15 protein-coding genes and 1 pseudogene are annotated in these 18,995 nt (G+C 43.1%); 12 read left to right on the forward strand and 4 right to left on the reverse strand.

Annotated elements, in window-relative coordinates; translation table 11 throughout:
• The first annotated feature begins 69 nt into the window (after positions 1 to 69).
• The 4 genes and pseudogenes from treZ (at position 70) to V7K41_RS22165 (ending at position 7,060) form a co-directional block, all read left to right on the forward strand.
• Positions 70 to 1,917: a malto-oligosyltrehalose trehalohydrolase gene (gene treZ / locus V7K41_RS22155; RefSeq protein ID WP_334851685.1), complete on the forward strand. Its 1,848-nt coding sequence runs from the start codon at positions 70 to 72 to the stop codon at positions 1,915 to 1,917.
• 49 nt (positions 1,918 to 1,966) lie between these two features.
• Positions 1,967 to 2,206 (forward strand): annotated as a pseudogene (locus V7K41_RS32975) (DUF3540 domain-containing protein); the annotation flags it as partial.
• 157 nt (positions 2,207 to 2,363) lie between these two features.
• Positions 2,364 to 5,180, forward strand: coding sequence for a malto-oligosyltrehalose synthase (gene treY, locus V7K41_RS22160; protein ID WP_334851660.1), 2,817 nt, complete (start codon positions 2,364 to 2,366; stop codon positions 5,178 to 5,180).
• Between the two features lie 338 nt (positions 5,181 to 5,518).
• The gene (locus V7K41_RS22165) at positions 5,519 to 7,060 is read left to right on the forward strand and encodes a trehalase family glycosidase (RefSeq protein WP_334851661.1); all 1,542 of its coding nucleotides are present in this window, start codon (positions 5,519 to 5,521) and stop codon (positions 7,058 to 7,060) included.
• 171 nt (positions 7,061 to 7,231) lie between these two features.
• Here V7K41_RS22165 and V7K41_RS22170 read toward each other — a convergent pair whose 3' ends face one another.
• Complete coding sequence (locus tag V7K41_RS22170) at positions 7,232 to 7,897, reverse strand: hypothetical protein (protein WP_334851663.1); 666 nt, start codon at positions 7,895 to 7,897, stop codon at positions 7,232 to 7,234.
• A 688-nt stretch (positions 7,898 to 8,585) separates the two neighbouring features.
• Entirely contained in the window at positions 8,586 to 8,738 is a 153-nt protein-coding gene (locus V7K41_RS22175; protein ID WP_334851664.1) for a hypothetical protein, read from the reverse strand.
• Between the two features lie 453 nt (positions 8,739 to 9,191).
• Here V7K41_RS22175 and V7K41_RS22180 point away from each other — a divergent pair, with 453 nt between their 5' ends.
• The 8 genes from V7K41_RS22180 to V7K41_RS22215 all read left to right on the forward strand — a co-directional run bounded on the left by V7K41_RS22180 (position 9,192) and on the right by V7K41_RS22215 (position 15,523).
• A complete protein-coding gene (locus V7K41_RS22180; protein ID WP_334851666.1) occupies positions 9,192 to 10,604 on the forward strand; it encodes a nicotinate phosphoribosyltransferase in 1,413 nt (470 codons plus the stop codon).
• Positions 10,605 to 10,640: 36 nt separating this feature from the next.
• A complete protein-coding gene (locus tag V7K41_RS22185) occupies positions 10,641 to 11,240 on the forward strand; it encodes a nicotinate-nucleotide adenylyltransferase (protein WP_334851668.1) in 600 nt (199 codons plus the stop codon).
• The gene (locus tag V7K41_RS22190; RefSeq protein WP_012411955.1) at positions 11,201 to 11,947 is read left to right on the forward strand and encodes an NUDIX hydrolase; all 747 of its coding nucleotides are present in this window, start codon (positions 11,201 to 11,203) and stop codon (positions 11,945 to 11,947) included. Before V7K41_RS22185 ends, V7K41_RS22190 begins: the two co-directional genes overlap by 40 nt.
• Before the next feature lie 119 nt (positions 11,948 to 12,066).
• Positions 12,067 to 13,785: an NAD+ synthase gene (locus tag V7K41_RS22195; RefSeq protein WP_334851687.1), complete on the forward strand. Its 1,719-nt coding sequence runs from the start codon at positions 12,067 to 12,069 to the stop codon at positions 13,783 to 13,785.
• Between the two features lie 147 nt (positions 13,786 to 13,932).
• Positions 13,933 to 14,151: a hypothetical protein gene (locus V7K41_RS22200; protein WP_334851670.1), complete on the forward strand. Its 219-nt coding sequence runs from the start codon at positions 13,933 to 13,935 to the stop codon at positions 14,149 to 14,151.
• Positions 14,152 to 14,464: 313 nt separating this feature from the next.
• On the forward strand, positions 14,465 to 14,695 hold the full coding sequence (locus V7K41_RS22205; RefSeq protein ID WP_334851672.1) for a hypothetical protein: 231 nt from the start codon (positions 14,465 to 14,467) through the stop codon (positions 14,693 to 14,695).
• Positions 14,696 to 14,879: 184 nt separating this feature from the next.
• Positions 14,880 to 15,098 carry a transferase hexapeptide repeat containing protein gene (locus tag V7K41_RS22210; protein ID WP_334851674.1) on the forward strand — a complete coding sequence of 73 codons (219 nt, stop codon included), beginning with the start codon at positions 14,880 to 14,882 and terminating at the stop codon, positions 15,096 to 15,098.
• Positions 15,095 to 15,523 carry a type II toxin-antitoxin system VapC family toxin gene (locus V7K41_RS22215; RefSeq protein WP_334851675.1) on the forward strand — a complete coding sequence of 143 codons (429 nt, stop codon included), beginning with the start codon at positions 15,095 to 15,097 and terminating at the stop codon, positions 15,521 to 15,523. The genes V7K41_RS22210 and V7K41_RS22215 overlap by 4 nt, the downstream gene beginning before the upstream one ends.
• Before the next feature lie 13 nt (positions 15,524 to 15,536).
• Here the strand turns inward: V7K41_RS22215 and V7K41_RS22220 are convergent, their stop codons facing one another.
• Together V7K41_RS22220 and V7K41_RS22225 are read right to left on the reverse strand one after the other, a co-directional pair.
• Positions 15,537 to 15,839, reverse strand: coding sequence for a hypothetical protein (locus tag V7K41_RS22220; protein ID WP_334851677.1), 303 nt, complete (start codon positions 15,837 to 15,839; stop codon positions 15,537 to 15,539).
• Between the two features lie 79 nt (positions 15,840 to 15,918).
• Positions 15,919 to 18,995 (reverse strand): leucine-rich repeat domain-containing protein (locus V7K41_RS22225; RefSeq protein WP_334851679.1); only part of this gene is annotated, 3,077 nt, incomplete at its 5' end.

The following is an 18,995-nucleotide window of genomic DNA, read 5'->3' on the forward strand; positions in this document are numbered from 1 at the left end:
GTGCAATCAATGACATTTGCGATCGCGCCACAATTTGGCACAACAAAAAGTTTGATGGGAGGATACTGCGTGAAAATTGGTGCAAACTACTTGGGTAACGGAGAGTGTGAATTCACCGTTTGGTCTCCGCTATTAGATAGCGTTACGGTAAAAATTTTGACGCCAGAACAGCAGTTAATTCCCCTCAAGCCTCAGTCTGAGGGATACTGGCACACGAAAGTCAACGATGTATATCCAGGTACGCTTTATCAGTATGTCTTGAATGGCCAAGACACTTTTTCCGATCCGGCGTCGCAGTATCAACCAGAAGGGGTGCATGGGCCGTCGCAAATTGTCGATCATCATTTTGAGTGGACGGATGAAGGATGGGCGGGTATTCCTCTAGAGTCGATGATTTTTTATGAACTCCATGTTGGGACATTCACGCCGGAAGGAACTTTCACCGCGATCATTCCCCGTTTACCAGAACTGAGAGAACTGGGAATTAACGCTATTGAAATCATGCCCATTTCCCAGGTTCCGGGAGACACTCATATTGAAGCAACTCTTGCATATCGCAACTGGGGTTATGATGGCGTTTATCCTTATGCTGTGCAAAATTCCTATGGGAGTCCAGCCGAACTCAAGCAACTGGTAAATGCTTGCCACCAAAACAATATCGCCGTTGTGCTGGATGTGGTATATAACCACTTTGGGCCAGAAGGCAACTATATGAGTCAGTTCGCGCCCTACTTTACTAAAACCTATAAAACGCCGTGGGGCGATGCGATGAATTTCGACGACGCCCATAGTCAGGGTGTGCGAAATTATTTTATCGAAAATGCGCTTTACTGGTTGGGCGAATTCCACATTGATGCATTGCGGCTGGATGCCGTTCAAGCAATTTACGACTTGGGGGCGAAGCACTTTTTATGGGAATTAGCGGAAGCAGTTCATCATTTCTCACAACAAGGACAAAGATGGAAACGCCATCTAATTGCCGAAAGTGATATGAATAATCCGCAATTAATTCGTCCCGCAGAATTGGGTGGATATGGACTTGATGCCCAGTGGAGTGATGATTTCCACCATGCATTGCACGCACTTTTGACAGGCGATCGCCAAGGATATTATCAAGATTTTGGGCAGGTTGCCGATCTGGCAAAAGCTTATGAAGATACTTTTGTCTACGATTGGAAATACGCACCACACCGCAAGCGATTTCATGGCGTATCTTGCCGCGATCGCCCTTTATCACAGTTTACAGTCTGCATTCAGAATCACGACCAAATCGGCAATCAAATGAAAGGAGAACGCCTTACCCAGCGGATCTCTTTTGAAGGATTAAAGTTAGCCGCTGGGGCTGTGCTGCTGTCACCCAACTTACCTCTGTTGTTCATGGGAGAGGAATACGGAGAAACAGCACCCTTCATTTACTTTGTCAGTCACTCCGATCCTGATTTAATTCAAATGGTTCGAGCCGGACGCAAACAAGAATTTGAAGCATTTCACTATGCAGACGATCCCCCAGATCCAGAATCGGCAGAAACTTTCTTAAAGTCTAAACTTAATTGGGAATTACGCAATCAAGGTAAGCACAAAGTTCTCTGGGATTGGTATCGCCAGTTAATTAATTTACGTAAGACGCATCCAGCTCTTTTGAATCAAGACCGCAATTTCATCGAAGCGACTAGCGATAAAGAGAAGGATTTGGTCATCGTGCGGCGTTGGTGCGAATCGAGTGAAGTCATATTTGTAATGAATTTCAATTCATCGGCGGTGACAGTGACTTTGCCGTTTGAGCAAAATGCTCATAAATTGTTAGACTCGGCTGATACCTCATGGTCTGGGCATGGTTCTAAAGCCCCGGAACATCTATCTGTGGGCCAAGAAGTGAAATTGCAACCTACTAGTCTAGTACTCTATGAAAAAGGATGAGGGGGAGAGTTAGAACTTAAAGTTTCACCCTGATAACCTCAACGTTCAAGCAAAAAGGCTCAATGTTCGAGCAAAAAGGCTCAACGTTCGAGCAAAAAGGCTCAACGTTCGAGTAAAAAGGCTCAACGTCCGAGCAAAAAGGCTCAACGTTCGAGTAAAAAGGCTCAACGTTCGAGTAAAAAGGCTCAACCTTCGAGTAAAAAGGCTCAACGTTCGAGTAAAAAGGCTCAACGTTCGAGTAAAAAGGCTCAACGTCCGAGCAAAAAGGCTCAAACTCCCCCACCTCTGAAAACATTTCAGATAAGATCCCCCCGCCTGCGGCGACCCCCTTAAAAAGGGGGTAAAGATCGAGAAAAGCCCCCCTTTTTAAGGGGGGTTGGGGGGATCTTCGAGAGACAAACATCTTAATCGAACCGTATCGCCCCATCTCTCATTAGAACAAACTCATGCGAATTCCTACCGCCACTTATCGAATTCAGTTTACACCTCAGTTTGGCTTTGACAACGCTAAAGCGATCGCAGCTTATCTAGCAGATTTGGGCGTTTCTGATTTATATGCCTCCCCCATTTTCAAAGCCCGATCCGGGAGTACACACGGCTACGATATAGTAGATGCCACTCAACTCAATCCACAACTGGGAACTAATGAGTCCTTTGATGCATTAGTTGATGAAATCCAATCCCTTGGGATGGGCTGGTTACAAGATATTGTGCCCAACCACATGGCCTATAGTAGCGAAAACGATTACTTGATGGACATATTGGAACACGGCCCAGATTCCAGCTATACCGACTACTTCGACCTTTCTTGGAATACTCCCTTCGGCGATCGCCAAGAGCGAATTCTCGCGCCACTACTGGGAGATTTCTATGGTACATCCCTGGAAAACGGACACATTCAACTGCAATATGAACAAAACGGTTTAACTGTCAACTATTACAGCTTAAAGCTGCCGTTGCGGTTAGAGTCTTACACAAAAGTTATCACTCAGAATTTGGGTAAACTCACGCGCACACTGGGACGCAATCATCCCGATTTTATTAAACTATTGGGGATTCTCTACATTCTTAAAAATGTGCCCTCAGAAGTTGCGGGAAAACAGCGACAAGACCAAATCGCATTTATCAAAGGATTAGTTTGGGAACTCTACACCACAAACGATGCCATCCACGAGTTTATTGACGAAAATATCGAAACTTTCAATGGAGAAGCGGGTAATTCCGAAAGCTTTAACCTCCTAGATGATTTACTAAAAGACCAGTTTTACCGTCTTGCTTTTTGGAAGGTTGGCGCGGAGGAAATGAACTACCGCCGTTTCTTTACTGTCAACGAACTGATTTCCGTTAAAGTTGAAGAAGCGCGGGTTTTTAATAATACTCATAGCCTAATTCAAAAGCTGGTTGAGGAAGGCAAGTTTACAGGTTTACGCATCGATCATATTGATGGACTTTATAACCCAATCCAGTATCTCGAAAGGCTGCGGGAAAAAATGGGTGATGTTTATATCACTGTTGAGAAGATTTTAGAACTCACTGAAGAACTACCGGAAAATTGGGGAATTGAAGGAACATCTGGATATGACTTTCTCAACTATGTAAATGGCATATTTTGTCAAACTGAAAATGAATCATCCTTCGATAAAATATACCAGAACTTTATCGGTTCCAGATCGGATTATGCCTCAGTAGTCAAGGATAAAAAGCACCTGATCCTAGAAAAGAATTTAGCAGGTGACATTGACAGTTTGGCTCTTTTATTAAAAAATATCTCCAGCAAATATCGCTATGGCAATGATTTTACGCTGAATGGATTAAAAAGAGCGATCGCTGAAGTTTTGATACTATTCCCGATTTACCGTACTTACATTACGCCCGATGGAATTGGAGATAGCGATCGCGCTACCATTGAGAAGGTTATTTACCAAGCCAAAGAACAAACGCCCCTGTTACAGCACGAACTGACCTTTATTGAAAAGTTAATGCTGCTAGAGTTTGATAATTCTTTGACTCAAACAGAACGCGAACAATGGATATATTTTGTCTTGCGAATGCAGCAATACAGCGGCCCGCTAATGGCGAAAGGTGTAGAAGACACCACATTATATGTTTATAATCGCTTGCTGTCGTTGAATGAAGTCGGGGGTAATCCCGGCCATTTTGGCATCTCTGTAGCTGACTTCCACAGTTTTAACAAACAGCACCAAGCAACCTGGCCCCACACAATGAACACCACCGCCACCCACGACACCAAACGCGGTGAAGATGTGCGGGCCAGGTTGAATGTCCTTTCAGAAATCCCCGATGAGTGGGATCAGCAGGTAAATACTTGGAGTGCCATCAATCGCGGACATCGTAGCGATGGCTTTGCCAACCTCTTCGGTGTACGCCACGGGTTCGCCATACCCGATCGCAACGATGAGTATTTTCTCTACCAAACCCTGGTGGGAGCGTTTCCTTTTGCGGAACACGAACATGAATCCTTCGTAGAACGGGTGAAGGAATATATAATAAAGGCAATACGAGAAGCAAAGGTGCATACAGCCTGGTTACGACCGGATAGCAAGTATGAAGAAGCTTGTACTTCCTTTATTGAGAAAGTACTCGATCCTGCCATCTCCGGGGAATTTCTAGAAGCTTTTCGTCCCTTTCAACAGCGAATTGCAGACTATGGCATATTCAATTCCCTTTCCCAAACTCTACTGAAGATTACCGCACCTGGCGTACCCGATTTATACCAGGGAACGGAACTTTGGGAACTGAGTCTAGTCGATCCAGACAATCGCCGTCCCGTGGATTTTGAAGAGCGACGTACTTACTTAAGCGCCATCCGCGAACAGTCAAAAACAGACATTCTCAGACTAATTCAGGAGTTACTGAACAACAAAACAGACGGTAGAATCAAACTGTTTTTAACGGCTCAATTACTCCAAGCCAGAACAAACTATGTCTCATTATTCCAGGATGGCGACTATCTGCCGTTAGAAGTACAGGGAACCTACGCCAATCACATTATCGCCTTTGCACGGCGGGAGGGAAATCAAACAGCGATCGCGATCGCGCCACGCTTTTTAACCAGCCTCATCCAGCCAGGAGACAATCCTTTGGGCGAGTCAGTTTGGCAAGATACGCATCTGCAATTACCCCCTGGAACTTCCCACACATGGAAAAACGTCCTAACTCAGCAATCCTTAAAGGCTACAGAAACCCTATCGATCGCAGCAGCCCTCGCTGATTTTCCAGTTGCGTTGTTAGTCAGTGATTAAGGGGTATTGGGCAAAAGAGGCAGAGGAGCAGAGGGGCAGAGGGATAGAGGGGTAGAGGGGCAAAGGGGCAGAGGGGAAACACTTACTGCTCCCCTGCTCTCCATCTAGCCGGATGAAGGTGATATGTAGATTGAATTTCGTATTTGTTCAACTCAAATCTTCACTTGTTCTTTTAAAATTCTGAAAATTCCGAGTACTGATCTCGAAGTTGCGAGTTCTGAGCTAGTAATGAAATAGGAGTTGCAGTCTCATCCAGACTCACCTTAATAGAGCTACTCCCTGTTTTTAGTCCTTAGTCTCTATTCCCCAGCCCCCCATTTTGAATTTTGAGATGAATTATGACTACTCCAACTCCAGCTTATACCGACACTCCAGCAGCACTTACCACCGCGCAGATTGATGCCGTGCGCCTCCACATCAAAAAAACGTGGAAAACCTTAACGCGATCGCACGAACACTTATTACAATCTGCCAAGGATACCAAACTAGAGCACAAAAAAGATACTTGTTGGATTGTCTACATTTCCCCCTTAGAAGATTCTCCCAAGGTTCAAAGTGTGTTGGAGCGATCGCTATCTCCCAAGGATATGGAATGCCTGGAAATTCGCACTTTGCCAAGTGAAGTGGAGGCGATTAAAGATCACGGATTGTTGTACCTACCAGGACCTTATGTCGTACCAGGTGGTCGTTTTAATGAAATGTATGGCTGGGACAGCTACTTTATATTACTGGGACTTTTGCACGATGGGGAATTAGAACTAGCGCAAAGCCAAGTAGACCAACTGCTGTACCAGGTGCAGCATTACGGCATCATCCTCAATTCCAACCGGACTTATATGCTGTCGCGATCGCAGCCCCCTGTCCTGAGCATGATGGTTTTGGCATTATTCGAGCACACCCAGGATAAAGAGTGGTTAAAGTCAATCGTACCGCTGCTAGAGCAGTTTTACTATTATTGGGTAGTTCCGCCCCATTTGAATGCTGCAACCGGCTTATCTAGATTTTATGCCTTTGGGGAAGGCCCCGCGCCAGAAGTTTTGTTTTCCGAGCGGGATGAGCAGGGGAAAAGCCACTACGATCGCGTCAAGGAGTACTATAAAACTTTTGAAGTTGAGGATTATGACGTTAGTCTTTATTACAACCAGGAAACTGACCAACTGACCAACCTATTTTACAAAAGCGATCGCACCATGCGCGAGTCTGGTTTTGATATCACCAACCGATTTGGCCCCTTCAGTGCTGATATCCTCCACTACGCTCCTGTGTGCCTCAACAGTTTGCTGTATCAGGTTGAACAAGACATGGCGCAAATTAAGCATATTCTGGGGTACGAACAATTGGAACAAAAATGGAGCAATCGCGCAGATATCCGCCGCGATCGTATCGATCAATTTCTCTGGGATGAAGAACAAGGATTATATTTCGACTATCACTTCCAGAGTGGAAAACGCCGCCGCTACGAATTTGCTACCACGTTCTATCCTCTCTGGTTGGGAATTGCTTCTCCAACTCAAGCCAAACGCGTCGTCAAAAATCTCTCTTTGTTTGAAGCCCCAGGTGGAATTTTTACCAGTACTCGTGTCACCGGCAACCAGTGGGATGCCCCCTTTGGCTGGGCACCATTGACATTAGTTGCAGTCCTTGGACTTCACCGCTATGGGTATCATATAGAAGGCGATCGCATTGCCAACAAATTTCTCGCTATGGTAGTTAAAGAATTCGAGCGTCACAATACCTTAGTTGAGAAATATGATGTTGAACGCTGTTCTGCCAATGTTTCCGACGAAATCTGCTTTGGGTATAGTTCTAACGAAATTGGTTTCGGTTGGACAAATGGAGTCATTCTGGAACTCCTAACAGCCTATGGGCAAAAAGTTTAAATAAAAAGGCGTGAGTGTTTTCCTCATGCCTTTATCTAATTTATTACACTTAACTCTATAGCCCCTAAATTTATTTATGGGGATGATTAATTTTAAATTTTGAATTTTGAATTCAGAGCGTTTGCGCAGCGTCTCGTAGAGAAGCGACGTGACAGTTTGTTGAGCGAGGAGTCACATTGTCGCTCGACGAAGCCAAGTGACAACTGGAAGTCCCAGTAAAAAAAATAGAGAACTATTTGGCTCAGGAACTGAAGTAGTGGAAATGGGTGTCACAGTAATATTATCAAGCCCCATAGGATTAGAGCAACACGGTGCCGCCGGGTTAGTTAGAGAGATTGTCAGGCTGTCGATTAAGTAATTCGAGTTCGAGTTAACCACAGTTTTAAAATCACCAAAAGTGTTTGGAACCGTACCTTCAAAAGAAAATACTGGCGTTGAATTCACCAATCCCGTTATTACATAAGGGATTGGTGTCACGCTGGAGTAAAGATCGACTGAGTTGAATTTAAACGTGGAGTCATCGTTTGTAATTTGAATTGTCGCAGTCAGCGGGTTCTGACCAGCCTCATTCGTAAACTCTATGAAGGGAGCCGGCTTCCCGTATGAGTTAATTGCAACCCAAGGTCCAGAAACTACCGAAGTTGTAAAACCAGATTCAGTATAGGTTGATAGTGTCCCTACAGATGCTTTGTCAAACGTAATCGTTGTAGCAGATGCCGTTTGATGTACTCCGAGCAGCAGTCCAAGTAAAGTAACTAAGTGTGCAGCAGGAGCTATCGGTACCAAAAATTTCAAAGTCAAGGCAAAATCACTTTTCCAAAAAGAAATCTTATTCATTTTTCCCTCTAAATATGAAAATAATTGAAGAAGAATTCAGAAGTCAGAATTCAGGAGTCAGAACAAGAAAGTGGGGGATTCAGACCCTCCACTACGAAAGTCTGTACTTGGTTTCAACTTTGAAAATTCTTACTTGTAGCAGCCTAGCCAGATGAAAGGATGTCTGAAAAGTAAAAAATGCATTCTGCCAAACTACTAAACTAGCCTGAGAGAGTTGCTAAAACCTTTACTTTTTCAGATTAAAATCTCGATAAAAAACAAGTAAATATTATCAGAGGATGTTTTAAAAGTATTGGGAGAATATAATTCGCTACTACACAAGCTAAGTCCACTTCTGTGGAAAGCATACAAAATCAAAAGCTTGTTAACCTGCTGAGGCAGGTTTTGTCTGTGTAGCCGCGATTTCTAATCGCCCGGCAAGTAATAAATTAGACTTTACAAACATCATCTGAAGTTCATAACCAGATTATGTTAATATTTCCTGCCTGAGAAGTCAAGTTATTGACACTCCCCGACCTGAAGGTACAGGGATAATAGTAAAATTAATATTTTTAATTGCAACTATAGCCCTAATTAATTATTAGTGAACAACGAAATCACCGACTTATTAAATAAGTCGGTGATCTGAGTTTTGCGATTTTCACAAATCCTTATTCAAGGTGGATTCCTATCTATATATATTCAGCAACTAATCATTATCATTTTTACGCTTATCATAAGGTTCACCTGTAAATGGTTGTACGCCAATAACAGGATAAGCATCATCATTGGGCCCAAAAATCCGCATTGCAGCTTCAGAAATATACTGGGTTATCTTCGCAATGATTTGGGAAATAGCCATAATATTTGACTCCTTATTTTCGAGTCGCTATTAATTGTGATACCTATACTCTAATACTGATATTCTTGACTAGCTCTAATTCTCAATATATTGAGATTATACGCAATATTTATTCAGATAACTTCGCAATACTTTAAGTTGTTAAAAAGCCAAACTTTTATCTTTGATTGTAATTGTAACATAGTTGTTTCTCTAACCCTAGTCTGGGAAAGAGGCTCGTAAACAACTTGCCTTACCAGGATATTATTTTCTTTGATTAACCGCCTTCTCGGATTAACATTATTGCTAGCTATTACTATTAAAAAATATTAAGTATTTTATGAAGTTAGGATTAACTTGCCGCTAAATCTACTGTTCTACGGCAATCTCAGGAAATATACTTGCCGATAGTTGACATTATTTATAGTAATATTTACCATAAATAATAGAAGCATCTTGTAAGGAAGCTCTTGGATGACAACTTTCTTAGATTTGGATATAGATAAACAGCAAAGCCACCAAAACCAGGAACTAAACCTCTCTGGAGATGACTACAGCTTACTGACCGACCTTTACCAGTTGACAATGGCAGCTTGTTACACAGGCGAAGGTATAGAACAACGACGGGCAAGCTTTGAATTGTCTGTCAGACGATTGCCAGAGGGTTTTGGTTATTTAATTGCAATGGGGCTGACGCAGGCATTGGAATATTTAGCCAAAATCCGCTTTAGTTCTTCGCAAATTGCGGCATTACAGGCAACGGAAATTTTTGCTCACGCAGGCGATCGCTTTTGGTCACTTTTAGCTGAGGGAAAGTTTACAGGTGATGTTTGGGCAGTACCGGAAGGGACAGCTGTATTTGCCAATCAACCACTGTTGCGAGTGGAAGCACCGCTTTGGCAAGCGCAACTAGTGGAAACTTACCTGCTGAATACGATTAATTACCAGAGTTTGATTGCTACAAAAGCAGCCCGGTTGCGGGATGTAGCAGGGGAATCAGCAACACTTTTAGAATTTGGGACAAGACGAGCATTTAGTCCCCAAGGGTCTTTGTGGGCAGCGCGGGCAGCTTTGGCAGGTGGGTTAGATTCCACTTCCAATGTGTTAGCAGCGCTACAACTGGGACAAAAGCCAAATGGTACGATGGCACACGCCTTGGTAATGGCATTGTCAGCAATAGAAGGCACTGAAGAACAAGCTTTTAGTGCATTTCATCGATATTTTCCGGGTGCGCCATTGCTGATTGATACTTACGATACCATTGCTGCTGCCCAGCGCTTGGCCGAAAAAGTAAATTCCGGGGAAATGCAATTAACAGGAGTGAGATTGGACTCAGGAGATTTAGTTACCTTATCAAAACAGGTGCGATCGCTCCTTCCGGGTGTGCCAATTTTTGCTAGTGGCGACATAGACGAGTGGGAAATTGCCAGATTAAAAGCTGCTGGGGCTGAGATTGATGGTTACGGACTGGGAACGCGACTAGTTACAGGTTCGCCTGTAAATGGAGTTTATAAACTTGTAGACATTGATGGTATCCCAGTGATGAAGCAGTCTAGTGGTAAAGTTACTTATCCAGGGCGCAAGCAGATTTTTCGCTCGTTTACGGGAGGTAAGGTAAAAGCAGACAGGTTGGGACTTTTAGGTGAAAGTTCTGTGGATGAAGAACCTTTGTTGCAGTTGGTAGTACAAGAAGGTGAACGGATACAACCGTTAGAGTCTTTGGCAAGAATTTGTCAACGTACCACCGCCTCAGTTGCCAGTTTGCCACAGGAAACACGGCGCTTGGATCATCCGGTGGCTGTAGAAGTGGAGATTTCTGAGGGGTTACGGGTGTTGACTGAGGAGACTAAGAAACGAACCGCAGAGGCACAGAGAACACAGAGGTAAAATTACTCTTTCAGTATGTCTTAATTACGAATTACTATGAGAATTGCTTTGTTTGGTACTAGTGCCGATCCGCCAACTGCTGGACATCAAAAAATTCTAAGTTGGTTGTCTGAGCGTTATGATTTGGTAGCGGTTTGGGCAGCGGATAACCCATTTAAGTCTCATCAAACACCCTTAGAACATCGGGCGGCAATGTTGCGACTGTTGATTGCGAATATAGACGCACCACGGCACAATATTGCTTTGGAACAAGAATTGAGTAGCTTCAGAACGCTGGAAACAGTGGAAAAAGCAAAGCTTACTTGGGGTGAAGAGGCTGAATTGACGTTGATCGTTGGTTCAGATTTACTCAGTCAGCTACCACGTTGGTATCGCATTGAAGATTTGTTACAGGAAGTGCAACTACTGATTGTACCGCGACCGGGATATGTAATAGATGAATCTAGTTCAGAGGTAGTGCAAAAGCTGGGAGGGAAGATTGCGATCGCTAGTCTGACCGGTCTAGATGTTTCCTCAACAGCGTACCGCGAACATGGAGATCCCCAAGCCCTCACAGCCCCTGTAGTTGCCTATATTAATCGAGAGCATTTGTACGAATGCCAGGACGTTCACAAAAAAAGATACCAACTCCGTTAAACCAACAACCTTTGGCCGATTTCAAGGTTGGTGTTGATAATGTAATTTTTTCTGTAGATACTGTACAAAATCGGCTGTTAGTTCTACTAGTAATGCGACAGCAAGAACCATTTTTAAATCATTGGAGTCTTCCTGGTACTTTGGTACGTCCAGGAGAGTCTTTAGAAGATGCCGCTTATCGCATTATGGCAGAGAAAATTAAGGTCAACAATCTCTATTTAGAACAACTGTATACATTTGGCGGGCCGAATCGCGATCCACGGGAAGCAACTGATAGTTATGGTGTGCGTTATTTATCAGTTAGTTACTTTGCCCTAGTGCGATTTGAAGAAGCCGAATTGATTGCCGATCGCATGACTGGCATCGCTTGGTATCCGGTAAAACAAGTGCCGCAATTAGCCTTTGACCATAACGAAATTCTGGCTTATGGCCATAGGCGGTTGCGAAATAAATTAGAGTATAGCCCAGTGGCTTTTGAAGTCTTGCCAGAAATGTTCACCTTGAATGATTTATATCAGTTATACGCCACAGTTTTAGGCGACAATTTTTCCGATTATTCTAATTTTCGGGCGCGTCTACTCAAGTTAGGTTTTTTATGCGATACCGGAATTAAGGTATCACGGGGTGCTGGTCGTCCGGCTAGCTTGTATAAGTTTGACGCGGAAGCTTTTGCTCCCTTAAAAGATAAACCTTTGGTGTTTATTTAATGAACCGCTACGTGGGACAAGGGGACAAGGAGACAAGGGGACAAATGACCAATGACCAATGACCAATGACAAATGACAAATGACAAATGACAAATGACAAATGACAAATGACAAACAAAATGAAAATTGCGATCGCTCAAATTAATCCGACAATTGGTGATTTGCTTTTAAATGCCCAAAAAATCCTGGAAGCGGCACAACAAGCAGCATCTAGCGGTGCGCGTTTGTTGTTGACACCAGAACTTTCTTTGTGTGGCTATCCACCAAGAGATTTATTACTAAATCCTAGTTTTGTGGAAGCGATGGGCATCACTTTACAAAACTTGGCTCAGGATTTACCACCAAATTTAGCTGTGTTGGTAGGAACTGTTGAACCGAATGTTAAAGCACATATTAGTGGCGGTAAAACCTTATTTAACAGCATTGCTTTGTTAGAAAATGGCAAGGTTAAGCAAGTTTTTCACAAGCGACTTTTGCCTACTTACGATGTATTTGACGAACGTCGCTATTTTGAAGAAGGTTTGCAAGCTAATTATTTCACTCTCGATAATATCCATATTGGCGTAACTATTTGCGAAGATTTATGGAACGATGAGGAATTTTGGGGCAAACGTAGTTATACAGTGAATCCGATTGCTGACTTAGCAATTTTGGGTGTAGATTTGACTGTAAATTTGTCTGCTTCGCCCTACACGGCTGGTAAGCAGCAGTTCCGCGAAATAATGCTCAAACATAGTGCAATACGTTTTCAACAACCGATGATTTACGCTAATCAGATTGGGGGAAATGATGACCTAATTTTTGATGGGCGTAGTTTTGCCTTAAATCGTCAAGGTGAAATTATATCTCGTGCCCGTGGTTTTGACACCGATTTATTAGTAGTAGAATTTGACGAGGTGGAACGTGATTTGCAGTTGGGTTCTGTAGAACCGATATATGAATCGGAAGATGAAGAAATTTGGCAAGCGTTGGTTTTGGGAGTGCAAGATTACGCTCGTAAGTGTCGCTTTTCTAAAGTAGTGTTGGGTTTAAGTGGCGGGATTGACTCTGCAATAGTAGCTGCGATCGCCACAGCTGCACTTGGTAAAGAAAATGTCCTCGGTGTTCTCATGCCTTCCCCTTATAGTTCTGAGCATTCCATCAGTGATGCTGTGGCATTAGCCGAAAGTTTGGGGATTAAGACTCATCTTTTACCAATTGGGGAGTTAATGCAAGGCTTTGATCGCACTTTAGATGATTTATTTGCGGGTACAGAGTTTGGACTGGCTGAAGAGAATATCCAATCTCGGATTCGCGGTAATTTATTAATGGCGATCGCTAATAAATTTGGCTATCTTCTCCTATCTACTGGTAACAAGTCAGAAATGGCAGTTGGTTACTGTACACTCTACGGCGATATGAATGGCGGGTTAGCAGTGATTGCAGATGTTCCTAAAACCCGCGTGTATTCACTTTGTCATTGGTTAAATCGCCATAATGAAATTATTCCGCAAAACGTCTTGACTAAAGCACCCAGCGCTGAACTCAAACCAGGTCAAGTCGATCGAGATTCTCTACCGCCTTACGAAGTTTTGGACGATATTTTGCAACGCCTGGTTCACAATCACCAATCAGCAGCACAAATTGTTGCAGCCGGTCACGATCCGGTGGTTGTAGATAGAGTAATTCAAATGGTGGCGCGGGCTGAATTTAAGCGGCGACAAGCACCCCCCGGCTTAAAAATTACCGATCGCGCCTTTGGAACTGGTTGGAGAATGCCAATTGCTAGTAACTGGGTTGGTGTTAAAAAGGCTTACCAAACTAAAACCACAGCTACACCTAACCTTAGTTTGTTGTGATGGACAAGATGCTCATCCACAAATCAAGTGATTAGTTATCAAACATCTTCCTGCCTTGAACTTTTATTAAAGTCTGTCCTTCTCCAATGTAGAGAGGGACAGGTTTTGCATAGTAAAATCTTTTTTATTAGGCTGATTCAACTTGATATGAGCGCAGCAGATTTATTCCCAACCTTGCACAAGCTATCTCGTGCAGATAAACTCAAGGTCATGCAGTTTTTAGTTCAAGAACTAGCGACTGAAGAAGAAACATTGTCGTTACAGGCAGGAGTCACTTATCATGTGTGGTCTCCCTATAATTCCCATGAAGCTGCGAATAAACTAGCCGCACTGCTAGAAGAAGACAGACAGGTAAACGATGCTTAATTCACAAAGATTTCCCTTTGTTGAAAGTCGTGATGTCTTCGGGGATATAGATGCAGTACTTATATTACCTCTGACGTTAAGCTACAAAAATTCTGTCGTTAACGTTTCGGGTTTATTAGATACTGGAGCTAGTATTAATGTTTTACCTTACAGTCTAGAACACCAATTCAGTAATCCTCGAAGAACCTCTCCCCCTACCCCTCTCCTACGAGGAGAGGGGAGTTTAACTCCCCCTTCCCTTGTAGGGAAGGGGGCTGGGGGGTTAGGTTTTTGATTACTGAATCGATGCTCTAGGTATTCAGTTAGGGGTAGCTTGGAAGAATTAACAATCTCAGTACAACTGGCTGGAAACTTAGCACCAGTTGAAGCAAAAGGGTTAGTTGTATCTGCTCAAATAGCCAGCTTTGCACCAGTTCGATTGGTATTTGCTTGGAGTCTCACGGATGATGTGCCGTTACTTTTAGGACGCATGAATTTTTTCTTGGAATTTGATGTCTGTTTTTATCGTTCGCAAATGGCGTTTGAACTGTCTTCCAAGTCGTAGATCCGATCGCTCCACCCCTGAATACCAATTATCGAGTTAAAAAGGCGAAGACGAATATCCCGTTGTAGACATCACTATTGCGTATTTGCAGAATGATCTAGCACAAAAAATCTCTCATCCTGCTTTCCTAGTTGTCCAGGCGCAGATAAGCATTACCATTGAAACTAAAGTCTCAAAGAAAATTATGTTAGATGAAGCAAATTTGGAACAACGTTTAGCGACTCTTGAACAAACAGTTGCAGATATCAAACATCGAGTCATTGATGCGCCTACCTCTAGTAATTGGCTAGAAAAGGTTATTGGCTCAATCTCTGATGAACCAGCATTTTTGGAAGCTTTAGAGTATGGTCGCTCGTTACGCCACGCTGACATATTTACAGAAGAGGCTGGCGAGCAACTGTGAGATATCTACTGGACACTGACCATATCAGTTTTCTTCAAAGACGTTCAGGAACAGAGTTTTTAACATTAGCTGCTCATATTGCCCAGCATCAGCCTACAGATTTTGCTTTTTGTATTGTTAGTTTTCATGAGCAAGTAATTGGCGCTCATACATTTATTACTCGTTCTCAAACACCTGGTGATGTAGTTCGGGGATATACTCTGCTAATGGAAATCATTCGGGGGTTTTCAGCAGCACCAATTTTACCATTCGATGCTGGAGCAGTAGCCATATTTGAAGGGTTACGAGCGCAAAGAGTTCGCATCGCCACGATGGATTTAAGAATAGCTTCGATCGCACTTTCACGGAGCTTAGTATTATTGACTCGCAACACTAGCGACTTTAGCAAAGTTCCAAACTTAATAACACAGGATTGGACTGTGTAAGCTCCAAAGTGAATTAAAGAGCCAAAGATTTACTTTCAACCTTCACCATTCCACCTCTGAACTCGAAGATTGCACCTTTTAACACCAATTGTCGAGTTAAAAGAGCGATCGCTTGACCTTTTATCCTCGAAGTTGCACCTTTTATCCTCGAAGTTGCACTTTTTACCCTCGAAGTTGCACCTTTTATTCTCGAACTTGCGCCTTTTATCCTCGGAGTTGCACCTTTTATCCTCGAAGTTGCGCCTTTTATCCTCGAAGTTGCGCCTTTTACCCTCATTATTCTACTTTTGAACTTAAAGCTTGCACCTGAGAACATAAATTATCTAGTTAAAAGGGTGTAAGTCTAGCTTGTCGAAGACATTGCTCAACCTCTGAGCTTAATCAATAGGTTATTTTTACTCATCTAAACGCTGTGCGATCGCATTCAGCAATGACTCAAAGTCTGATTTGCTGTGAATATCAGGGGTAAGCGTGTTCATATCTTTTAGCAGGTTAGTCAGCTCTGCAATCGTGTTGCGAATCTCGGTGTATTGGTCAATTTCTTCACGAAATCCCTGCAAATTAGCTGCACCAACTTTTTTCATCTCTTCGTCTAATTCTTTAATTTCGTCTTCCCAATGCTTAATATATTTAAGTCTTGCAACAGGTTTATAAATTTGGGCATTTTCTAACACAATCGGGAAAATTCGATCATAAAATTTACCATTTTTAGCAATTTGCACTAGCTCAAACATACAATTGGGAGACTTTAAATACTTGTCACTAATAACTGCGATCGCACATTTACCACGTCCAATCCGTTCCATGAAGGCTTTAATTAGTCCTTTGTAGCCCAAATCGCGTTTATCCCTGATGATTTTGATTCCTTTAGCCTGCAAAGTCTCATCCAATTGATTGACAAATTGCTCACTTTCTCCACCCCAAGCATAAGAGATAAAAATTTCCTTCTCGAATTCCATTGCAGATTGACTATTCATGATGGGTTTTTTTTCTTGATTGCTATCTCCTGGCCGATGTGTCAATGATTCATCTCGCTTTCGTTCCAGTTCGTTTTGCAACTGTGCAACCTGGGGGTTAAGTTCCTTTTCTGGTCTATCAGATTGGAACATGACATCATCAATTAACCTGCGGACATCCAGCATTTTACGGCTTTTCCTACATTGAATCTGGTAAGCACCATCATCTAGGAACTCGCGCAGTTCCTTCAGAGGATAACTATAAGGAGTTTGGCTGCCTTCACATTTTTCGCAGTTACAAGGAACTAGGGTTTGATATTGCAAACGTTCGTAAGAGTTGTGGATTTTTTCGAGTTCATGGGTGATGACAGCCATCAATTCTTTTGTACGGTTTCCGGCTACACGGATTTTAATTTCCCGTTGATTGTAGTTTTCAATGATTTCAGCACGAGTTTGGTCTTTGTTGAGAACAACACCGTTTTTCCAAACGAGTTTTTGCTGTTCGATCCAAGGGTGCGTCTCGACAATAAAGCGAGTGAGGATGCCTTTAGGCATGAATGTATAGGTGTAGCGCAGGATAAGGTTGTGGCGCTCGTTCCACGTGAAATCAGGTTTGTTGGCACAGAGTAATTGAGGTGCAATATAAGTGTCGGAACGACTAGGTATTTGGTAGCACAGTTTAAATTTCATCATTAGGTGCAACAGTTCTGGTCGCATCTTTGCATATTTGGCTTCATGCCAAATATTTGCTAAATTATTACGGTCAAATTGACCCAGGTTTTTAATGACTTGTGGATTATCTAACACTTTGTAAACGGCATCTGTACCCCAAGTTGGCTTGAGAATCACGGTTTTTCTTAACAAGTCATCGTCTTGAAAGTGTAAGCATATACCTAAATCATGCAGATAGCCACTGAGTTGGAATTTGTCCTCCTCTTTAGTAAAACCATGTTGCTGACAGATTTTCAGATATTCATCCAAACTAATATATTCATTGAGGTTATGTTCTAAAGCTTCCCGCACTTTGACCCAGGTTTTAGGAAGTTCTATACCTACATGAGGTAGGCTACTAATAAAGTGCTGAACTTTATCCAATATTTGTGTTAGACCGCGATTAGTGGCAAGGTTTGTAGAAAGTGTTTCTTTAAAATTGATGAATTCCTTTCGTAAATCATTCTCATTTATTTCCCATTTGCGCTCCTGCTTTTCATTTTTGATAATGAGTAAAGGACTATTATCGCTCAACAATTTAACCACATTTAGCCAGTAGTAAAAATCTGTGTCTTGTTTGCGAAGATCAGCAACTACGGCATAAAGAGAGCGTTTGGTAAGAAAAAATTGGTGAGTAGTATGATAAATCTCTTGGCCACCAAAGTCCCAAATGTTGACCTGAAATTCTTTACCCTTGAACGGGAACTTCCATTGAATAACATCAATGCCTTCAGTAGAATTTTCATCCTGCCGTAGCTTATAGTTTTGGTCTTCAATTTTTTTGGCTAGCGTAGTTTTACCTGCACCACCTTCTCCCACAATGATTAACTTGGCTTGGTAGAGGAGATCGGTTTTTTGTTCTAGCTGCTGCCTGCAAAAGTCAAGAATTGCTCTGAACCCTTTCATGATAATTTCTGGGGGAGGTGATTCTAAAGGATTACTATCAAGGTTGAGGGTTTGCAGGTTGGTGAGTTTGCCAATTTCCGCTGGCAGACTGCTCAGTTGATTGTTGAAGAGGAGGAGGGTTTGCAGGTTGGTGAGTTTGCCAATTTCCGCTGGCAGACTGCTCAGTTGATTGTTGAAGAGGTGGAGCGATCGCAGGTTGGTAAGTTGGCCAATTTCCGGTGGCAGACTGCTCAGTTGATTGTTGAAGAGGTGGAGGGTTTGCAGGTTGATGAGTTGGCCAATTTCCGGTGGCAGACTGCTCAGTTGATTACTGCGGAGGTCGAGGGTTTGCAGGTTGGTGAGTTGGCCAATTTCCGGTGGTAGACTGCTCAGTTGATTACTGCGGAGGTCGAGGGTTTGCAGGTTGATGAGTTGGCCAATTTCCGGTGGCAGACTGCTCAGTTGATTACTGTCGAGGTCGAGGGTTTGCAGGTTGGTGAGTTGGCCAATTTCCGGTGGCAGACTGCTCAGTTGATTACTGCGGAAGTAGAGGGTTTGCAGGTTGGTGAATTGGCCAATTTCCGGTGGCAGACTGCTCAGTTGATTACTGTCGAGGTCGAGGGTTTGCAGGTTGGTGAATTGGCCAATTTCCGGTGGCAGACTGCTCAGTTGATTACTGCGGAGGTAGAGCGATCGCAGGTTAGTGAGTTGGCCAATTTCTGGTGGTAGACTGCTCAGTTGATTTCTGCGGAGGTCGAGGGTTTGCAGGTTGGTGAGTTGGCCAAATTCCGGTGGCAGACTGCTCAGTTGATTATCGGTGAGGTAGAGGGTTTGCAGGTTGGTGAGTTGGCCAAATTCCGGTGGCAGACTGCTCAGTTGATTATCGGTGAGGTAGAGGGTTTGCAGGTTGGTGAGTTGGC

The organism is Nostoc sp., from assembly GCF_036917415.1.
GTDB lineage: Bacteria > Cyanobacteriota > Cyanobacteriia > Cyanobacteriales > Nostocaceae > Nostoc.